This window comes from Herpetosiphon geysericola (assembly GCF_001306135.1).
GTDB lineage: Bacteria > Chloroflexota > Chloroflexia > Chloroflexales > Herpetosiphonaceae > Herpetosiphon > Herpetosiphon geysericola.
This window is the reverse complement of the sequence record NZ_LGKP01000040.1, coordinates 215,067-232,454: the sequence shown is the minus strand read 5'-3', so window position 1 is coordinate 232,454 and position 17,388 is coordinate 215,067. Positions and strand designations below refer to the sequence as shown.

General features: G+C 50.2%; 14 protein-coding genes. 1 reads left to right on the top strand and 13 read right to left on the bottom strand.

Annotated elements, in window-relative coordinates:
* Positions 1–89 precede the first annotated feature (89 nt).
* The 3 genes from lepA to SE18_RS25050 form a co-directional block, all read right to left on the bottom strand.
* Positions 90–1,892: a translation elongation factor 4 gene (lepA, locus tag SE18_RS25060; protein ID WP_054537220.1), complete on the bottom strand. Its 1,803-nt coding sequence runs from the start codon at positions 1,890–1,892 to the stop codon at positions 90–92.
* 86 nt (positions 1,893–1,978) lie between these two features.
* Positions 1,979–2,878 (bottom strand): HpcH/HpaI aldolase/citrate lyase family protein, encoded by a 900-nt coding sequence (locus tag SE18_RS25055; protein ID WP_054537219.1) that lies wholly within the window; start codon positions 2,876–2,878, stop codon positions 1,979–1,981.
* Between the two features lie 90 nt (positions 2,879–2,968).
* The gene (locus SE18_RS25050; protein WP_054537218.1) at positions 2,969–3,925 is read right to left on the bottom strand and encodes an ROK family protein; all 957 of its coding nucleotides are present in this window, start codon (positions 3,923–3,925) and stop codon (positions 2,969–2,971) included.
* Between the two features lie 227 nt (positions 3,926–4,152).
* Here SE18_RS25050 and SE18_RS25045 point away from each other — a divergent pair, with 227 nt between their 5' ends.
* Positions 4,153–5,400, top strand: a complete 1,248-nt coding sequence (locus SE18_RS25045) for a Stp1/IreP family PP2C-type Ser/Thr phosphatase (protein ID WP_054537217.1) — start codon at positions 4,153–4,155, stop codon at positions 5,398–5,400.
* 97 nt (positions 5,401–5,497) lie between these two features.
* On the opposite strand, the gene SE18_RS25040 is transcribed toward SE18_RS25045, so the two are convergent.
* From SE18_RS25040 to SE18_RS27035, 10 genes are all read right to left on the bottom strand, one after another.
* A complete protein-coding gene (locus tag SE18_RS25040; RefSeq protein ID WP_054537216.1) occupies positions 5,498–6,586 on the bottom strand; it encodes an ABC transporter permease in 1,089 nt (362 codons plus the stop codon).
* The gene (locus SE18_RS25035) at positions 6,583–7,536 is read right to left on the bottom strand and encodes an ABC transporter ATP-binding protein (RefSeq protein WP_054537215.1); all 954 of its coding nucleotides are present in this window, start codon (positions 7,534–7,536) and stop codon (positions 6,583–6,585) included. The genes SE18_RS25040 and SE18_RS25035 overlap by 4 nt, the downstream gene beginning before the upstream one ends.
* Entirely contained in the window at positions 7,533–9,845 is a 2,313-nt protein-coding gene (locus SE18_RS25030; protein ID WP_054537214.1) for a hypothetical protein, read from the bottom strand. The genes SE18_RS25035 and SE18_RS25030 overlap by 4 nt, the downstream gene beginning before the upstream one ends.
* Positions 9,846–9,981: 136 nt before the next feature.
* On the bottom strand, positions 9,982–10,710 hold the full coding sequence (locus SE18_RS25025; RefSeq protein ID WP_054537213.1) for a hypothetical protein: 729 nt from the start codon (positions 10,708–10,710) through the stop codon (positions 9,982–9,984).
* A 35-nt stretch (positions 10,711–10,745) separates the two neighbouring features.
* Positions 10,746–11,237 carry a hypothetical protein gene (locus SE18_RS25020; protein WP_054537212.1) on the bottom strand — a complete coding sequence of 164 codons (492 nt, stop codon included), beginning with the start codon at positions 11,235–11,237 and terminating at the stop codon, positions 10,746–10,748.
* Between the two features lie 19 nt (positions 11,238–11,256).
* Complete coding sequence (locus SE18_RS25015; RefSeq protein WP_054537211.1) at positions 11,257–11,739, bottom strand: hypothetical protein; 483 nt, start codon at positions 11,737–11,739, stop codon at positions 11,257–11,259.
* A gap of 22 nt (positions 11,740–11,761) precedes the next feature.
* The gene (locus SE18_RS25010; RefSeq protein WP_054537210.1) at positions 11,762–12,244 is read right to left on the bottom strand and encodes a hypothetical protein; all 483 of its coding nucleotides are present in this window, start codon (positions 12,242–12,244) and stop codon (positions 11,762–11,764) included.
* Between the two features lie 21 nt (positions 12,245–12,265).
* Complete coding sequence (locus SE18_RS25005) at positions 12,266–13,357, bottom strand: PQQ-dependent sugar dehydrogenase (RefSeq protein ID WP_054537209.1); 1,092 nt, start codon at positions 13,355–13,357, stop codon at positions 12,266–12,268.
* Positions 13,358–13,445: 88 nt separating this feature from the next.
* Positions 13,446–13,910, bottom strand: a complete 465-nt coding sequence (locus SE18_RS25000) for a hypothetical protein (protein ID WP_054537208.1) — start codon at positions 13,908–13,910, stop codon at positions 13,446–13,448.
* 137 nt (positions 13,911–14,047) lie between these two features.
* The gene (locus tag SE18_RS27035) at positions 14,048–17,200 is read right to left on the bottom strand and encodes an ExeM/NucH family extracellular endonuclease (RefSeq protein ID WP_083470148.1); all 3,153 of its coding nucleotides are present in this window, start codon (positions 17,198–17,200) and stop codon (positions 14,048–14,050) included.
* Positions 17,201–17,388: the final 188 nt, after the last annotated feature.

Here is a 17,388-nt window from a genome sequence, read left to right as displayed (position 1 = left end):
ACCGCGTTCAACATGGCAAAGGATCACGGGCACAAAAAAACTCCACACTTTTTGCTCAGTGTGGAGTCGGTATTGGCGGCTGTTTTGGTCTAGCTGTCGAGCTTCAAGACCGCCATAAAGGCATCTTGCGGAATTTCGACATTGCCGACCATCTTCATGCGCTTCTTGCCTTCTTTTTGCTTTTCCAAGAGCTTGCGCTTGCGGCTGATGTCGCCACCATAACATTTCGACAACACGTCTTTACGCATGGCGCGAATGGTCTCGCGCGCGATCACCCGTGAGCCGACCGCTGCTTGAATTGGCACTTCGAACATTTGGCGAGGAATCAGCTTTTGCAGCTTTTCGACCAATTGGCGGCCTTGGCGATAGGCATTATCGCGGTGGGTAATCATCGAAAGTGCATCAACTGGCGTGCCATTGACCAAGACGTCGAGCTTAACCAAATCTGAAGCACGATAGCTGCTTAGATGATAATCCAGCGAGGCATAGCCTTGGGTGCGCGATTTAAGCGAATCGTAGAAATCGACCACAATTTCGGAAAGTGGAATTTCGTACTTCAGCACCACCCGCTCTTTATCGAGATAATCCATGCTTTGGAACACGCCACGCTTGCCAGTGACCAATTCCATCACCACGCCGATATAGCGGGTTGGCACGATAATGCTGATTGCCATCATTGGCTCTTCGATTTGATCAATCATACCAACATCAGGCAATTCCGACGGATTATCGATGATCAAAATCTCGCCAGCATTGGTCAGCACTTGATATTCCACGCTTGGCGCGGTGATCAACAAGTCGATGTTGTATTCGCGTTCAAGCCGTTCTTGAACAATTTCCATGTGCAGCAAGCCCAAGAAGCCAGCCCGAAAGCCAAAACCCAAAGCGGCTGAGGTTTCTGGCTCGAAGGAAAGCGCTGCGTCGTTCAGGCGCAGTTTATCGAGCGCATCGCGCAGCAAGGTGTAATCGCCTGAATCGACTGGATACAAGCCAGCAAACACCATTGGTTTGGCTGGTTCGTAGGGAGCCAAGCTTTCGGTTGCCGCGTTATCAATCAGGGTGATTGTATCGCCAACTTGGCAATCGCGCACCGATTTCAAGCCCGTAGCGATGTAGCCAACCTCGCCAGCGCTGAGCGCTTGCCCAGCAACCATGCCAGGCCGGAAGAAGCCAATTTCCATCGCTTCGGTCAGCACGTCGGTGCCCATCAGGCGCAATTTATCGCCAGTGCGAATTGTGCCATCGACGACCCGAATATAGGCAATCACCCCTTTGTAGGCGTTATATTGCGAATCGAAAATCAACGCGCGAGCTGGCGCTTCGTTCTTCCCTCTTGGTGGTGGAATGCGGGCGACAATCGCTTCGAGAATTTCGGGCACGCCGGTGCCTTCCTTGCCCGAAGCCAAAATGATCTCTTCGCGTGGCAAGCCCAGCACATGCTCGACTTCCTCGGAAACCCGCTCGACCTCAGCCCCAGGCAAGTCGATTTTATTCAAGATTGGAATAATTTCGAGGTTGTTTTCGAGCGCCAGGTAGACGTTGGCCAAGGTTTGCGCTTCGATGCCTTGCGAAGCATCAACGATCAACAATGCGCCTTCACAGGCTTGCAACGAGCGTGAAACTTCGTAGCTAAAGTCAACGTGACCAGGGCAGTCGATCATATGCAAGGCATATTGTTGACCATCCTTGGCAGTATATTCTAGCCGGACGGGGTGCATCTTGATTGTGATGCCCTTTTCGCGTTCCAAATCCATGGCATCAAGGGTTTGGGCACGCATCTCGCGTGATGAAAGGGTTTGGGTCACTTCCAACAGGCGATCCGAGAGGGTAGTTTTGCCATGATCGACGTGGGCGATAATGCTAAAGTTGCGAATGTGCGTCTGTTCAGCCATTGTGTTTTTTATGTCCTATGTGTGAGGGCTTGCAATGTCAGTCTGCTCACAGTATATCATGAGGCACGAAATTGAGCGGTTATTGCTCAATTTTCAATTAACCCTGCGCGTTTGGCGAGGGCCAACTTTTTGGCATGCACCCGCAAACTCGCCGCATCGATCATCTGATCATCAATCGCAATTGCGCCCAACCCTGCATCCTGATCGGCCTCTGCATAGGCGTTGATCAAGCGTTGGGCCTCGGCGATTTCGGCGGCAGTTGGCAAAAAGGCTTGGTTAATAATTGGCACTTGGGCTGGATGAATTGCCCATTTGCCATCAAAGCCCATCGCAGCGGCCCGCTCAGCATCGTGTTGGCAAGCCTCAGGATCGCGGAAGGCAAAAGTTACATTATCAATCGCTGCTAGGCCTGCTGCTTTGGCAGCAACCAGCATTTTGTGCTTGGGATAGGCAAACATGCCCCATTGATCGTCAGCAGAACGGGCGCCTAAATCGCCTGCATAATCGGCCAAGCCAAAAATCAGGCTCTCCAAGCGTGGCGAGGCATTGGCAATGTGGTCAACTGCTTGTAAAGCCCGCGTACCTTCAATTAATACTTCGAGCTTAATCGAACCAACCGCAAGGCCGATGTTGGCTTCGATTTGGCTCAGCAAACGATCAACAAAGCGCACATCATCGCCAGTTTCGATTTTTGGAATGACCAGCACATCGATTTTATCACCAGCAGCCTCGACAATTTCGACCACATCGCGATAGTGATAATGAGTTTGGACGGCATTTGGCCGCACCGCCACCAGCTTTTGACCAAAATCAAGCGTTTGCAAGGCCTGAATGACCGTAGCGCGGGCAGCAATTTTTTGTGAAACTGCACACGCATCTTCCAAATCGATAATGACCTCATCGGCCTCAGAAACAGCTGCTTTGCTGATCATGGCGAGGCTATGTGCTGGGCAGGTCATTTCACTGCGGCGAATCCTGAGCGACATGCTGACATCCTTTGTACTAAAAACGCCAAGCCGCCAAGACCCAAAGCCGCGTTGGCGGGATGCTTTGGAACCGAGCGGCTTGTCAGAGAACTAGGCGAATTCGACTGAGCTAAATGCATAGGCGGCGGCGCCGAGCACCCCAAGGTTATCGCCCATTTTGGTTTGATGAATTGGCACATTGCGATAGCCAGGCAAGGCGCGTTTGGTAATTTCGGCCCGCGCTGGGTTGAGCAAGCGATCGCCTAAGTTGGAGACCCCGCCGCCCACAAAAATGGCCTCGGGGCTGAACATATGCAAGAGGTTTACAAAGGCGATGCCCGACCAAAAACCAGCATTTTCGATCAAACGAATTGCCAATTCGTCGCCTTGTTGGGCCGCAAGATCCAAATGATGGGTCGTAACTGCATCGGGGGTGGTTAATTGATTAAGCACCGTTTCTGTGCCAGCGCGCATCGCTTCAGCAGCGTGGTAGGCCAAAAACGTGCCCGATGCCAAGGCTTCCCACGAGCCTGCTGGGGTTGCTGTGGCCGGGGCAAAGCCATGGGGGTCAAGCACCATGTGGCCAACTTCGGCGGCAAAGCCATTATGGCCAAGCAACAAGCGGCCATCGCAAATAACGCCACCGCCAACGCCAGTGCTAATTGTGACATAGATCATATTTTGCATGCCACGCCCGCCACCGAACAGCCATTCGCCAACCGCTGCTAGGTTGGCATCGTTGCCGAGCACAACCGGAAAGGGCACGTGAGCGGCGATCCGTTCGCGGATTGGAAAGTTCTCCCAGCCTGGCAAATTGGGCATGGTAATGACCGTGCCGGTAAAAGGATTAAGCGGGCCTGGGGCGGCGATCCCAGCGCCGATAATTGTTTCACCATTCGCCGCAGCGATCATGGCGTTAATTAATTGAGTAATCCGACCAACCACTGCTTCGGCACCTTCATGAGCTTCGGTGCGAATCCGTTCATGGGCAAGAATTTCACCTTCTCGGTCTACTAAGGCAGCCCGTAAGTGGGTGCCACCGAGATCAATCCCGATTGCAAATGCCATACAAAAAACCAATACCTTTCATGCGGATCTTTAATTGCGCAATTATAGCACAGGGCTTTTTGGGCTTTCTGCCTATAGACATTCACCAAGATGATCAATACAATAACAAAAATAGCTCAAATCGAAGTGGATGCCGTGATTGCATTGTTGCCGCATAGTACGGCCTATGCTATACTCGCGCCGATACACTCACGATGTAAATCGTCCCGGGATTGACAGGAGTATCGATGAAGCTACGCCACAGCGCACAAACCGATATTGGGCGTTCACGCGAAGTTAACCAAGATGCCTATGGCGTGGGCGACCCGCTACCAAACGGAATCCAACTTTTTGTTGTTTGCGATGGCATGGGCGGTCATTTAGCTGGCGAAGTCGCCAGTCAAACGGCTGTGCAAACCATGTTGGCAACATTTCCGAACGTTGTTCAAACCGATATTCCCAAGGCCCTCACTACGTCTATCGTGAGTGCTAATCAGGCTGTGTTCGATCGTGGCCGTGGCAATATGGGAACCACCTCGGTGGCCTTGCTAGTTTTCAAAAATGTAGCGTTTCTAGCCAATGTTGGCGATAGTCGAGCCTATTTGATTCGCAATAACTCGATGCGCCAAATTACGGTTGATCACTCATTTGTGGAAGAGCAAGTTCGCGCAGGGTTAATGACTCGCGAACAAGCGTCACAGTCGAAGATCAAAAACATCATCACTCGCGCCGTTGGGCATCAACGCGAGGTTCAAGTTGATGTGTTTCGCGAGCCTGTTCAGGTTGGCGATCGTTTTTTGATCTCGTCTGATGGCTTGCATGGCTTCGTTGATGAGGCAACCATTTTACGCACGATCAATACCCTGCCATTCGATCAGATTGTGCCAAAACTGATTGATTTGGCCAATGGGGTTGGTGGCTACGATAATATCACTGCTTTGTTGGTCGAAGTCGATGAGCTTGATGAGCTTGAAGCTAATGATCCATTGTTGGAAACATTATTAAACCAGCCATTGACAACGCCAGCCCGCAGTGCCGACCCAATCACCGAGGAATTTGAGTTGCCTGCTGGGCCAACGGGCACCAAGCCCATGGCCGTGGTTGGCATGCACGATGATGAAACCCTCCAGCATGTGCCATTGACTGCTTCAGGTCGTTTGACTCCGGCTATGGCCGAAGCCCATGCCCGCCCTGTTGCATCTGCGCCTCGCGCTGCTGCCAAGGCCGAAAGTGGTGGTTTATCTGGGTGGGGTATTTTAGGCTCATTGGTCGTATTGGCTGCGCTCTTAGGGGTATTGTATTTCTTCAAGTTGCCCCCAATGAGCTTGCTGTTTCCTGATACGACGGCAACTCCAAGCCAAAATGTGGTGGCGGTGCCTTCGTTGATGCCAACAACCCAGCCAACCACAACCTTAGCTCCCTTGACTGCTGCGCCGTTGGCAACTGCAACGACTGGCATTACGCCAACCTTGCAACAACCAACCGCAACTCCATAACCTGGTCTTTTCTTCCAATGCATCAACCCCGCGCCAATTGGCGCGGGGTTGGTGTTTAATCGTGTTTTAGGAGCTATGGATTGATGCTGAACCTAACCTAGCGGAACCACCAGCCAATCCAAAAGCCCAAACCAAGCAAGCTGAGCGAGGTAACTGAAAGCATCGCCGCATCGCCCCAGGTTGGCATCCAACGGCGGCGTGGTTTGACTGCATGCAGCGCCATCCAAAAGAAGGCTAGACATGCCATAATCAAAATGATAAGTGTAATGCGCCAAACCGAACGTGGCTCGGCAATAATTGGCATGCCATCAGGCCCGAATTGATCGGTTACTGGGTAAATGCCAATTGAAAAGGTTTGCCAACCAGGAAAATCGAGGCCTGCATTGCTGAAGGGGTTGCTGCCTGGCCACCAACCAGGCCCACCGCCAGCTGCTCTCGGGATTCCTTCAAATGCCATGCCGCTACTATTTGGCCCTGATAACGTTCCAAGGCTCGAAGCCAAGGCGCTAATCGGGTTGGGTGCTAATAACCCAGTGGGAACAGGATCGGTGCTGCGATTAGTCCAGATTTCTGCTCCAAACAAAAATCCACCAAGCACTAAGCCAATAATCACATAGCTAACGACCGCTGCTCGTCCAGTTTTGCCGGTCATGGCCGAGGCCCAAATGCCAAGCATGGCGCTGGTAATTGCACTGAGCACAATAATGACTGCTGCTTGGATAACATGGCGCACGGTGATCCCGCCAAATAAAAAGACAATGCTGCCCAGCGGAATTGCGGCCAAAAGCAAGAGCGCAATGTACGATAGCGCTGAAATCAATTTGCCCCACAACAAGCGATGCGATGGTAAATTGGTGGCGATCAACATTTCGTAGGTGAGGCGTTCGCGCTCGCTGCTAATCGCTCCAACCGTTACTGCTGGCGCAATTAGAATCACCAAAAACAGCAACATAAAGGCTAAACCTGCAAATAGGGTTTGGCCAACTTGAGCGCTAAAAATCGGTGCGCCGTTGTTTTGGCCGGTGGTAGCGCGCAGAAACAAGCCATAGCCAACTAAGCCTAAGCCCAGCAAAAAACCAGTGAGCAACATAAAAGCTCGGCCACCACGCATGCGCGAACGCAGCTCTTTGACCACAATTGGGTTTGGTTGCAAGCGCCAACGCCTGCTTGCCGCACGATTGCTCATCGCTGTTCCTCCGTAACATGGTCATTGACAAGCTGCAAAAAGAGCCGTTCGAGCGAATCGTCTTCGCGATGGAAATCGGCAATTGGCAACTCGGCACGCGCTAAATTGAGCAGCAACTGTGCTGCTTGCTGTTCATTGCCATCAAATTCTACTTCGATTAGGTTGGGCGTTTCTTCTGCTGGCTCAAGTACACGCAACACCCCAGCTTGAGCGCCAATCAAGCGCATCGCCCGCTCTAAATCATCAAGCACTTTAATTTGGAGGGCTGGGCGGCTGCGTTGGCGCAAGGTTTCAAGCGAGCCTTGGGCTAGCAATTGGCCACGCGCCATAATCCCGAAATTGGTACAAATATCTTCTAGCTCATTCAAAATATGCGAACTAAGAATAATCGTCTTGCCCATATCGCGCAGCGTGCGCAGCAACTCACGTAATTCGACCCGCGCTTGAGGATCGAGGCCGCTGGCTGGCTCGTCGAGCAACAAAATTTTAGGGTCGTGGACAAGCGCATGAGCTAAGCATAAACGCTGTTGCATCCCACGGCTCAGGTGTTGCACAAAGGCATTGCGCTTTTCGCTCAGATCAACCAAATCGAGCAGACCATCGACGGTGCTTTTGCGTTTGGCTGGCTCAATTCCATGGCAACGGGCATAGAAATCGAGATATTCCCAAACCCGCAGATCGTCGTAAACCCCAAAGAAATCGGGCATATAGCCAACGATTGCCGCCGCTGTGCTGGTTTTTTGAATCAGCTGACCATGCAAAAAGACTTGGCCGCTGCTTGGCTCAAGCAAGCCTGCCAACATACGCAAGGTTGTAGTTTTGCCAGCGCCGTTTGGGCCGAGAAAACCAAAAATACTGCCAGGCGTGATGCTTAAATTAAGGTTGTTGACGGCGGTATATTTGCCATAGCGGCGCAGTAAATCAACAGTTTGAATCGCTAATTCGCTCATTTGACCACCCCCGTCAGTACAGGCCCAACCGAGAAACAGCCCCACAAGCCAGCTGTGGTGTCGATCGATGGATCGATGCTGTAGCGCATCCGCAAACTGCCTTGTTGTAAATAATCGCTTGGGTTGGTGGTAAGATCAAGCGCGCCATTTTTGAAGCTTAGCCCATCCCATTGCCCATTAACCCAATTATAAAGTTCGTAGTTAACTTTGTTGGGCGCGACCATGCCACCATCGATCGTTGGCAAAAAGCGCAGCGATTGAGCTTCGATTGAACTAAGCGTTGCTGGTAAGTTAAGTTGGATGATTCCAGTTTTTTGCGAAATGCTTGTGCCTGTGCCGCGTGCGCTGGTAGTACACACCGAACCCATGCCCATATTGGGATCTTCTTCCATGGTATAGCTGAACCAATTGTTGGTGAGTTCAACCACATTTTGGCTATAGCTTAATTGTGGGTATTGTACTAACAGGCTACGTTGGGTTGCTGCAAAGCGTTTTTCCGGCAAATCGATCACCGATTGATTGAAATCGACGAACGCTACAAACACGGCGTTGCGATCAACCGAGCTATAAATGTTGGGCAGGGCAATATCAAGCGCTTGGGTTTTGGCCAACAGGTCGCGTGGTGGGCCGGATGGCGTTTGGTAGCCAGCATCAAGCTCTTTTTGAAACAGCAAATAGCTTGCGCCCGACATTGAAGGATTATTGTTAATTTGCAATTCAATCGATTTTTCAGCGCCTGGCTCGATTGTGCCAAACTTTTGGGCGTTGCCTAACATAATAAATGCTGCTTCGTTGAGCGTATATTTGCTGGTATTGCGCACGGTGCCAATGATGTTCTTTTCTTTCATACTGATTTCGATTTGCACATGTGGCGCATCACTGATGCTTTGTTCGTAGGCAAACATTTCCATCGACCATTGATTGATCGTCAGGTTGCGAATATCGCCTGGTTGATGGCTATAGAGCGCTCGCGTTGCATTGACCCCGCCATTATTGCCGCCCATATTGGGGTTGACCAAGAGTGGCCGTGGATAGGCTCCGTTTTTGATTGTTACCTGATATTCGTCGCGAACAGGCGAGAAAATCCCTGCATAACCAAGCACAGTCGCATTGGCATCAGCATCGGGGTAGATTAAGGCCACATCATGGACCAAAATATCGGTACCCCGTTGTTTTGAGCCAATTCCATAAGCCAGCACAGCAAAAATCAACGTTAATGCAGGAATTGTCAGCCATGCCAAGGCCATGCGATCAAGCCGCCGCAGCACAAGGTAGGTTACTGGCCCTGCCAACACAATGTAAATCCCTAAGAGAATTAACAAGGTTTTGAGGGGTGGCAGGTCAAGCGCTGGTAAGTTGTTGAGCAAGGCTGGGGCATTCGTATCGCGGATCATATTTTCGCTGCTGCCAGGCCCCATCCAGCCAGTATTTTGTTCTTGGGGAAAGAGCGAAACCAGCATATTTTCATAGCCACGCCAAGCGACGATTTCCTGCTGATCTAGCGTAAACGCACTAGCAATCACAAAGCCTTTGCCAACTGGGCGTTTAACAAAAATCGGTGTTTGATCTTGCTTCAAACTTGTAGCCGATTGATTATTTGGCTGAAGCAGGGCAATATCCAAGCTTGCTTCATTGAACGGTTGAAGAAATACTTGGCTCAAGGTTGTGGTGGCAATCGCTTGCGCGCCTGCAACTTGGGCTGGCTGAAGGTCGGCTGGCAAATCTTCAAGCAGATTAGGCTCAACCAACAACATCCCGCCATTATTGACCCATTGTTTAATTGCTTGCTGTTGTTCTGGCGATAGCTCGCCCCACGACCGCTGATTGAGCGCAATGCCGTTGAGCATATCGAGGCCAATCGCCGAGTTTGGCAGTTGCTTGCTGTCAGTTGCAACCAACACCACCTTGGTCAATTGGGGCAGCGGTTGTTCCAACAAGGTTGCGACCATCGGGCGATCGGTTGAGCGCAACTGAAGCGTGGCGGTTTCGCGTTTTTCGCCATTTAAATAGAGCGCCATTGGCACCCGAAACGCTTGATCAAACTGGCCATACAACAAGGTTTCTTTTTGACTACCGCCAGGCACATCAAGCTCAACATTGTAGTTGCCAACGTGAATTTCAACCGTGCGATCAACGCCAGTATTGCTCACCTTGACCCGCAAGGCCATCCACTCGCCAGGGCGATAGATGGTGCCAAACACTGGCTCGACTTGCCAAATTAGCCCATTATTTGATTGTTCTTGGCCCGATGCTGCACTGATCGGTAGGGCTATCAGCAACAGCAGCCAACACCAGCGTATCCAGCGCATACCCAAATACTCCACACACTAAAATCGTTTCGGCTGTCTTATCATAACGGATACGAGGCCAATTGTGTTCCCTTTTTCAAGTAACTCTCAGCATTTTCAGCAAGATATCAGTTTTTGCCTGCAAACTGCCCATAATTTAGGCTTCGAGGATTTTAACCAGGGTGCCAAAAAGTAGCAGGTAAGGCTGCTGTTGCTGGACGATAAGGGCTGGCCACTCCTGAATCTGTTGCTGGTGGTCAATCCAGTAGGCCGTAATCGGCAGGCCTGCTGCTAGACGCGGAGTTGGAATTGGCTCAAGCAACAGTTGCTGATCAAGCATTGCTTGCAGCAGCTGTTTAATCGACGGCTGATGGTTTGGCTCCTCTGCAAGAATCGCCTGCTGAAGTGCCTTGATATAGGTTTTTAGCCTCGTCATGGCTAGTGAAGCTTGTTTAAATTGGCTTGTCAGCAACCAAAGCAATTGCAGATCTGCGCTGGTGGCGATAGGAATGCTTGTCACGCTGCGCACAGCAAATCCGGCTGCTTGCCAAACAGCATCCCAGTTATGTTGGGGAATCAGCAACCCTTGCCCAAACTGGGCGTGATACGCCCAAACATTGTCAAGCTCAGGAGCGTTATCAATCATGGGCACAAAAATAAGCCATTCTGCAAACCGCCTGAGGCGATAGGGTCGAATCAGGTCGCTATGGCCAAAATTGAAATCTAAGCAACATTCAGTTTGATCGTCATCAAATAGGCCAGTGTGATAGATTGAGCCGCGATAGAGCATGATTTGCTGCTGTGGCGTTTGATAGTGCAGGCTAAGCCAAGGGTCGTACTCATCTGGTTCAATTGAGGCTACAAGTGCATTATTCAGTAGAGTCATAATCAACAACCGTTTGCTCTATGCTAAAAATGGCATTAGCCAGCAAGGCTTAGTAATGCCTGAATAACCAGAAAGAGCATGAGATTAGTGCCGAATCCAAGCACGATCGGTTGATACCAATGGCTTTGGGCTGGCTCGACCTGAAGTTGCTGATTTGGATCAACTCCGATGGTTTGGGCATAGCCTTGTTTGAGCCAATAGTTCACGATCAGCGTATCGTGAATACAGATTGCCCCAAGCAACACCAGTTGATAGGTGGGGACGAATCCAAGTCGATTGCTGAACATGGCTGGGGCAAGAAAATAGATGCCGCTTAACACAAGCATGCTCACACTCGTCCCCGACATAAAAAGCAAAAAACTTTTAAGCATGGGCGCACGCCGCTGAATCCATTGGTTGCGCGGGAAGACCCACGCTTTCACCACGATAACAAGCGCTATCGTTAGCCAAAAACCGATAAACCAATAGAGCCAGCCAAATGATTGAGGCCATAAACCATAGCCACAAGCAAGGATTACTTGTTGCATTGCTGCTCCGCGTTATAAACTAATTGACTATCCAAAACAATAAGCCAATTAAGCCAAGGATTAATGTATTTGATATGAATGCTACAACCCATGGTGGTAGATAAGTGCGCTGTGCTGGCGCAACCTGTAATTGTTGACTGTCGTCTAGCCTAATCGCTTGAAATTTGGTTTGAATTGACCAACGTTTGATAAAAAATGTATCGACGATGCAAAACAGTGCCCAAATAATGATTTGATAGGAAAATAAAAATCCAATTTCCGTCATAAATACAACATTCGGTAAAAGTGTCGCAGATAGAATAACCAAGCCGATTACAAAGCCTTCAATAAAAGTCAAGCTCAAACTATCGATTATTAATGAACGACGTTTTGAACGATGTGTTTTTGCAAGCAAGAAATATTTAATTGTCATATTACTGATAAATAGCAGCATTGCTGTCCCAAAGATTAGAATAATTGGGGCCAATGGATTTACTCCACAAGCAAGGATAAGTTGTTGCATCGGTTCTCCATCTTCTCAATCATTAACGAGCAAAGAACGACATGAAAAATAATAAAAGGAATGTTCCAATTATTGCCGCAATCAGCGCAAACAGATTAATCATGATCACTATTTTGCTGAGCGCTTGATAGAGCATGGGCTGATGCTCAACGACCTTAAGCTGGCCTAGCGAATCATGAGTAATTGCTTTGGCCTTGCGTTGGTGGATAAGCCACTTCAAGTTGGCATAATCCACGCCGATGAGGCTAACGACGCTGCTATAAATTGCGGTCGACGAGCGAAAAATAGTAAAGTTTAACCCAAGTACGAGCAGGCTTCCAACCATTAATCGTAAGCTATCGCGCCATGCTGAGCGATCAGCAAACCAATCGTAGTAGATTAATCCCATCGCTTTGGCCCAAACGGTTGTCGCGACGATCGTTCCGCTCCATAACCAAATAGTAGTTGGCTGGATCGCGAAGGCCCACGGGGTAACACCACATGCAATGCTGATAAATTGAGGCATATTCGGCAACTTTCTCTGTGTTTAGGGTTTGGCTGCAATCATAACGATCATGCCACGGTCATAATCTGCCACCAGCAACTCGCCTTGCGGGCTAATAACTAAGCCAACGGGCCGCGCAAAGCCACTGGCAAATGGCACAATGCGCTGGTCTTCTGCATTCAGGCGCACAATGCTATGGCCGCGCAATTCTTGGCTATACCACGAACCTGATAAACCAATAAATCCATCACCGTGATAGCTGGCAGGAAACGTTGTGCCTTGATAGAAGACAATTCCGGTTACGCCGCTATGGGCTGGCAACAAGGCCACTGGCTCGCTGGTGGTTGCACAAACTGCTTGATCTCCGCCGCCATCGGCATCCGGCTGGCGCTGGCCCCAACATGCTGGCCAACCATAATTGGCTCCCGCCTCAATCCGATTAACCTCATCTGGCGGCAGATCATCGCCTAAGCCTTCGCGTCCGTTGTCGGTTGCATACAACTGCTGTTGGGCATTGAACGCCAAGCCAAACGGCATGCGCAAACCAGTTGCATAAACGCTGGTTTCGCTGCCATCGGCTCGAAAACGTCGAATATAGCCCTCTTGAATTCCAGCGGTTGCAGTGTGATCTGCTTGAGTGCCAACCCCAAGGTAGAGCCAGCCTTGGGCATCGGAGACAAGGGTTGCTGCTTCAATCTGATCAGGCAGATCGCTTAATAAAATCGTTTGCTGATCGACTATTCCATCGCCATTGTTATCGCTCAAGCGCTGAATTTGGCCTTGCTCAACCACATATAAAGCTTGCTCAAACCAGTGCAAACTTAGCGGTTTATTGAAGCCTGTCGCATACTCACGCGGCGGATCAGCGCCCTCTTTGATCAGGACGCTGCCTGATCGTTGCGCAATGTACAGACGCCCTTGGGGATCAAAGGCTAGCCCCGTTGGCTGATCGAGGCCAGTAATCAGTGGGCTAATCGTAAAGCCTGCTTCGATTTGCAATTCGGCTGGTGGGCTGGTCGGTGGATTATCCGAGGAATAATTGCCTGGAATGGCGCATGCTACCAAGCCCAAACCTAAAACGAATAGGCAACTCACTCGTTTGAGCTGTTGATAGGTATGCCAAAAAACAAGCATCTCTCGCTCCCAATGTGGTTGAATGTGGTGCTGGTAGCTTACAAGGTTGGTTTTGCTGATGCAAGCCCCAATTTGGCCTATTGGATCTTTAGGCCAATGCTTGATTATTACTTGCTTTTGAATCGACTAGGCTTGGATACTGAACATAGCTGGTTGTTTTTGTGACCAGATGCAGCGCTTCGCCAAGCAAGCATCTGGTGCGATTGCTATAGATTTCTTCATTGTTGATCAGCACATTGCTGCTCACGCCAACGCAGCGTGAGCCAAGCATGCGCAGTTTTTCGCGCAGGTTACCGTTAATCAAATATTCAAGCACTGCAATTGCTGGGAAATTGGGCCAATACACATCATTAACATTGAACCCCAACCCTGCATTAATCAGGCAATAATTTGATTTTGCCAAATAAATCTCAATTGCGATGCTGTGATTGTTGAGGATAGTGATAATTCGATCGCCATCGGCAGTTAATCGATTCGTGATTGTGATGGTATCGTGGAATGAACAGCGATTGAGATATTCGCTGATTGAATCGCTACGATCTACATACTCCATGACTGGCTTCTCATCCAAGCTGTTTCAATCGGGCTTATGATAAAAACTACCCTCTGGTTGGCTAGAGGCTTTGGGCTGATTAAGCAAAAAAGCGCCCAACACCGCAATTGGTGCTGGGCGCTTGGTCTCAGGCCAAATTAGTTTTTGTTCACGAATGGCAAGTAGACCGTAAAGCTTGGGTTTGAGGTTGCGGTAATCGTCACATCATCGGCAGTCAAGTCAATATCGCTATTGAGCACAGCGGTGTTGCTGACCGTTCCAACGAAGTTACCAACACTGCGCACTGCAATCGTGTAGGTTTTGATAGAATTTGGAGCCAAGCTGCTGTTGGTGCTGACGGTTTGACCACTGGTGGTCAAGCCAGCACTGACGCTCACAATTTGCAAATTGCTATTGATCACGTCGCTCAAGCTGAAGCTGCCTTCTGCTGCACCAGTGTTGCGAATCGTCAAGGTGTAGGTGAAGACTTCGCCTTGTTCGACGCTGGTGTCGCTGACCGTCTTGGTTGAGGTGCCGAAGTTGGCAGTTGGAGCTGCACCCAAGTTCAAGCCAACCACGATTGGGTCGTGGTCTGACGCGCGGTAGGCGTTGTTGCTATACAAGCTGACGATTTGGCTGGCGCTCTTGAAGTTGGTGTTGTAATCTAAGGCAATTGGTTCGTCGGCGTTGATGTGCAACTCTTGCACATCGGCAACTTGGCCGAACAACGAATTGCTTGCCAAGGCATGGTCGAGCGAGCCAGTTTGGCCGTCGAAAATGTATGAGTAGGCTTCGTCGCCAAGCAAGGCTTTTGGCACGTTGACATAGCCAGCATTGCGAATAACGGTAATTGGATCTTCCATGGCGTATGAGTTTAAGTCGCCAATGATCAAATAATCGCTATCATCAACGTTGGTTGGGTCGGTGTTCAACCAGGTGACCAACTCTTGCGCGGCGGTTTTGCGGGTCAGGTTACAGTTGCCTTGGCCATCGCCCAAATCTGGGTCGCTTGGCACTGGGCTAATGTTATCGGTACACGCGCTACCCTTCGACTTCAAGTGGTTGACCACGACGGTGAAGGTTTCGCCGCTGCTGGTTTCGGTGAACGATTGGGTCAACGCTGGGCGGTTACGGCCAGTTGGGCCGCTGCCAGTGTTGAATTCACCGAATGCGCCAGTGTTGAGCACGGCGGTTGTGCCAGTCAAACTTACTTTGCCTGGTTTGTAAAGCAAGGCAACTTTGATTGCATCGGTACCCAATGGATTGGTTTGGCCGGTCAAAGCATCGACATTGACCAAGGCATACGTGCCTGGAGCTGTGGCAGCGTTCAAGCCATTAACCAAATCTTGGATGGCGCTGGTGCTGCCGAAGCCGTCGTTTTCAATTTCCATCAAGCCAATAACGTCGGCTTGGGTCATAATGATTGCGGCAATCGTTTTGTCTCTTTGGCGTGTGAATTCGGTGGCGTTTTCAGCCCCACGGCAATCGGTAGCAGCGCCACCAACCCCGCCAGTACAAGCGTTTGTGCCAAAGGTGTTGAAGTAGTTCAACACGTTAACCCCAGCCACGCGCAATGAGCCATCAAGCGCAAGCGAGGTTGGACGTGGGTTTTCAGCAACGAAATTTGGTGATTGGCTGACCCGCACGCGGTAGCTATTGGGGCTTGCAGTTGCGCCACCCCAGGTGTAGGTCATAACGCCTTGCAACCCAGTGATGCTATCGCCAGCGCGCAGGGTGTTCTCGGCGCTCAAGCCAGTGCCACCCCGTCCAAACAGAATAGGATCAGCATTTTGGTTGTTGAATGGATCATCAAGGATGATTTTGTGCAAGTTGTTTTCAGCTTGCAAGGCCAAAGCTGGCGCACCTGGTGAAACCACATTGGTTGGTTGCATCAAGCGTTCGTTGAGCGACAAGGTAACTTGGCCGAAGCGGGCCAACAAGTAGTGCTCTGAAACAACCAGTTTTTGGTTGAACTGAACGGCCATGCCTTCGTAGCGCTCGGCTTCGGTCGCTGAGGCGAATGGCAAGTTCACCTGAGTTGGGGTAACTATGTTGGTTGTGCCACAAAGCTCAACCGTCAAGCTGCCGCTCAATTGGGTTTGGCCTTGGTTTTCACCAGCAGTACCAGTAACGCGGACGACTTGACCTAAGGCAACTTGGTCAGTGCCACCGTTGAACACGAAAATACCATCCGAGGTGGCTGGGTTGTTATCGCCAGCATCTTGCAGGTAGAAACCGCGCAAGGCTGGTTGAGCACCTTCATAATCGGCAACAACGGTGCCTTGAACGGTTACAACCGTACCATTCGCTGGGGTGGTTTCGCTAGTGCCTTGCACTTGGCCGATTGGCGTAACCGTGCCGCCGACACAAGCAACCCCGCTCGCAGTGTTGAAGCTGAAGCTGTAGTCTTGGGCCAGTTGATCAGGCGTGCCATCGCGATCGGTTACTTGGCTAGCAACAACCGTCACCGTACAAGCATCGCTAGCATCAAAATCGCTGCTTGGATCAAGCACATAGCTGGTTGGGCCGCCAGTAACGGTCGCGGTGCGGGTGCCACTGGTGCAGCTGATGGTGTACCATGTGCCAGTAGTGGTGACTGGTTCGCTGAACGTGATCGTCACGTTGGCGTTCAATGCAACATTGTTGGCAGCGTTGGCTGGCACAGTGCTGGCAACGGTTGGTGCGTTATCAACAGGTGAGCCACCACAGGTTGCGGCTGGGCTGCTGCTATTGCGTGGTGCTGAGGGAGTCAACAAGCTGAAATCAGCAGCGTTGTTGTCGGTATCAGCACAGCTTGAATTATTGCGTTGGTAGCTATTGTTGGCTGAAGGCACATCAGTAGGTGTGCCTTCAACAAAGGTGTTGGTAGCATTGGTGCCAAAGCCAACTGAATCAATTTTGGTAGTGCCGTTAAAAATGGCGATCCCGCCACCAGCAGCAGCCAAACCAGTCCCACTTGTAAATGATCGATCACTAGTAATAGTGCCATCATAGCCGCTGTTTGTTAAGAGATAAAAACCACCAGCAGGAATCACAACTGAGGTTGACCAGCTAGTAATTGAAATATCGGAAGTTCCCGAAACTGAACGATACAGTATGCGATAGTTGGTCAGATCAATTGGGCTAGCACTAACGTTATGCAGTTCGATGAATTCATCGCTAGCATTAGCGCCAGCAATTTGGAATTGACTAATAACCAGAGAGGTTGAAACAGCACTGGTCGGCTTGGTGTAGGTCGCGGACAACGAAGTACCAATCAACGTGAACAGCATCGTTAACGCTGTTAGGAGTCGTAAACCCTTAAATTGCACAGAATCCTCCACGATTCATGTAGAAAGGCCGTTCACACCAACTGTGACGGCTAAACCAAAGCGGAACCTTCAGTTCTGGAATGTCATGCTGCATAAAGAAGATAAACCGCATGTCAATGCTGCTTTAACTGATGGTTAAATCTCGTAGAGACTGACTATACCATAGACATAATCAATGGGCAACTAAG

Bases quoted from the DNA above. Each gene is read 5' to 3' on its own strand.
- lepA (WP_054537220.1), bottom strand. From the start codon at position 1,892: ATGGCTGAACAGACGCACATTCGCAACTTTAGCATTATCGCCCACGTC.
- SE18_RS25055 (WP_054537219.1), bottom strand. From the start codon at position 2,878: ATGTCGCTCAGGATTCGCCGCAGTGAAATGACCTGCCCAGCACATAGC.
- SE18_RS25050 (WP_054537218.1), bottom strand. From the start codon at position 3,925: ATGGCATTTGCAATCGGGATTGATCTCGGTGGCACCCACTTACGGGCT.
- SE18_RS25045 (WP_054537217.1), top strand. From the start codon at position 4,153: ATGAAGCTACGCCACAGCGCACAAACCGATATTGGGCGTTCACGCGAA.
- SE18_RS25040 (WP_054537216.1), bottom strand. From the start codon at position 6,586: ATGAGCAATCGTGCGGCAAGCAGGCGTTGGCGCTTGCAACCAAACCCA.
- SE18_RS25035 (WP_054537215.1), bottom strand. From the start codon at position 7,536: ATGAGCGAATTAGCGATTCAAACTGTTGATTTACTGCGCCGCTATGGC.
- SE18_RS25030 (WP_054537214.1), bottom strand. From the start codon at position 9,845: ATGCGCTGGATACGCTGGTGTTGGCTGCTGTTGCTGATAGCCCTACCG.
- SE18_RS25025 (WP_054537213.1), bottom strand. From the start codon at position 10,710: ATGACTCTACTGAATAATGCACTTGTAGCCTCAATTGAACCAGATGAG.
- SE18_RS25020 (WP_054537212.1), bottom strand. From the start codon at position 11,237: ATGCAACAAGTAATCCTTGCTTGTGGCTATGGTTTATGGCCTCAATCA.
- SE18_RS25015 (WP_054537211.1), bottom strand. From the start codon at position 11,739: ATGCAACAACTTATCCTTGCTTGTGGAGTAAATCCATTGGCCCCAATT.
- SE18_RS25010 (WP_054537210.1), bottom strand. From the start codon at position 12,244: ATGCCTCAATTTATCAGCATTGCATGTGGTGTTACCCCGTGGGCCTTC.
- SE18_RS25005 (WP_054537209.1), bottom strand. From the start codon at position 13,357: ATGCTTGTTTTTTGGCATACCTATCAACAGCTCAAACGAGTGAGTTGC.
- SE18_RS25000 (WP_054537208.1), bottom strand. From the start codon at position 13,910: ATGGAGTATGTAGATCGTAGCGATTCAATCAGCGAATATCTCAATCGC.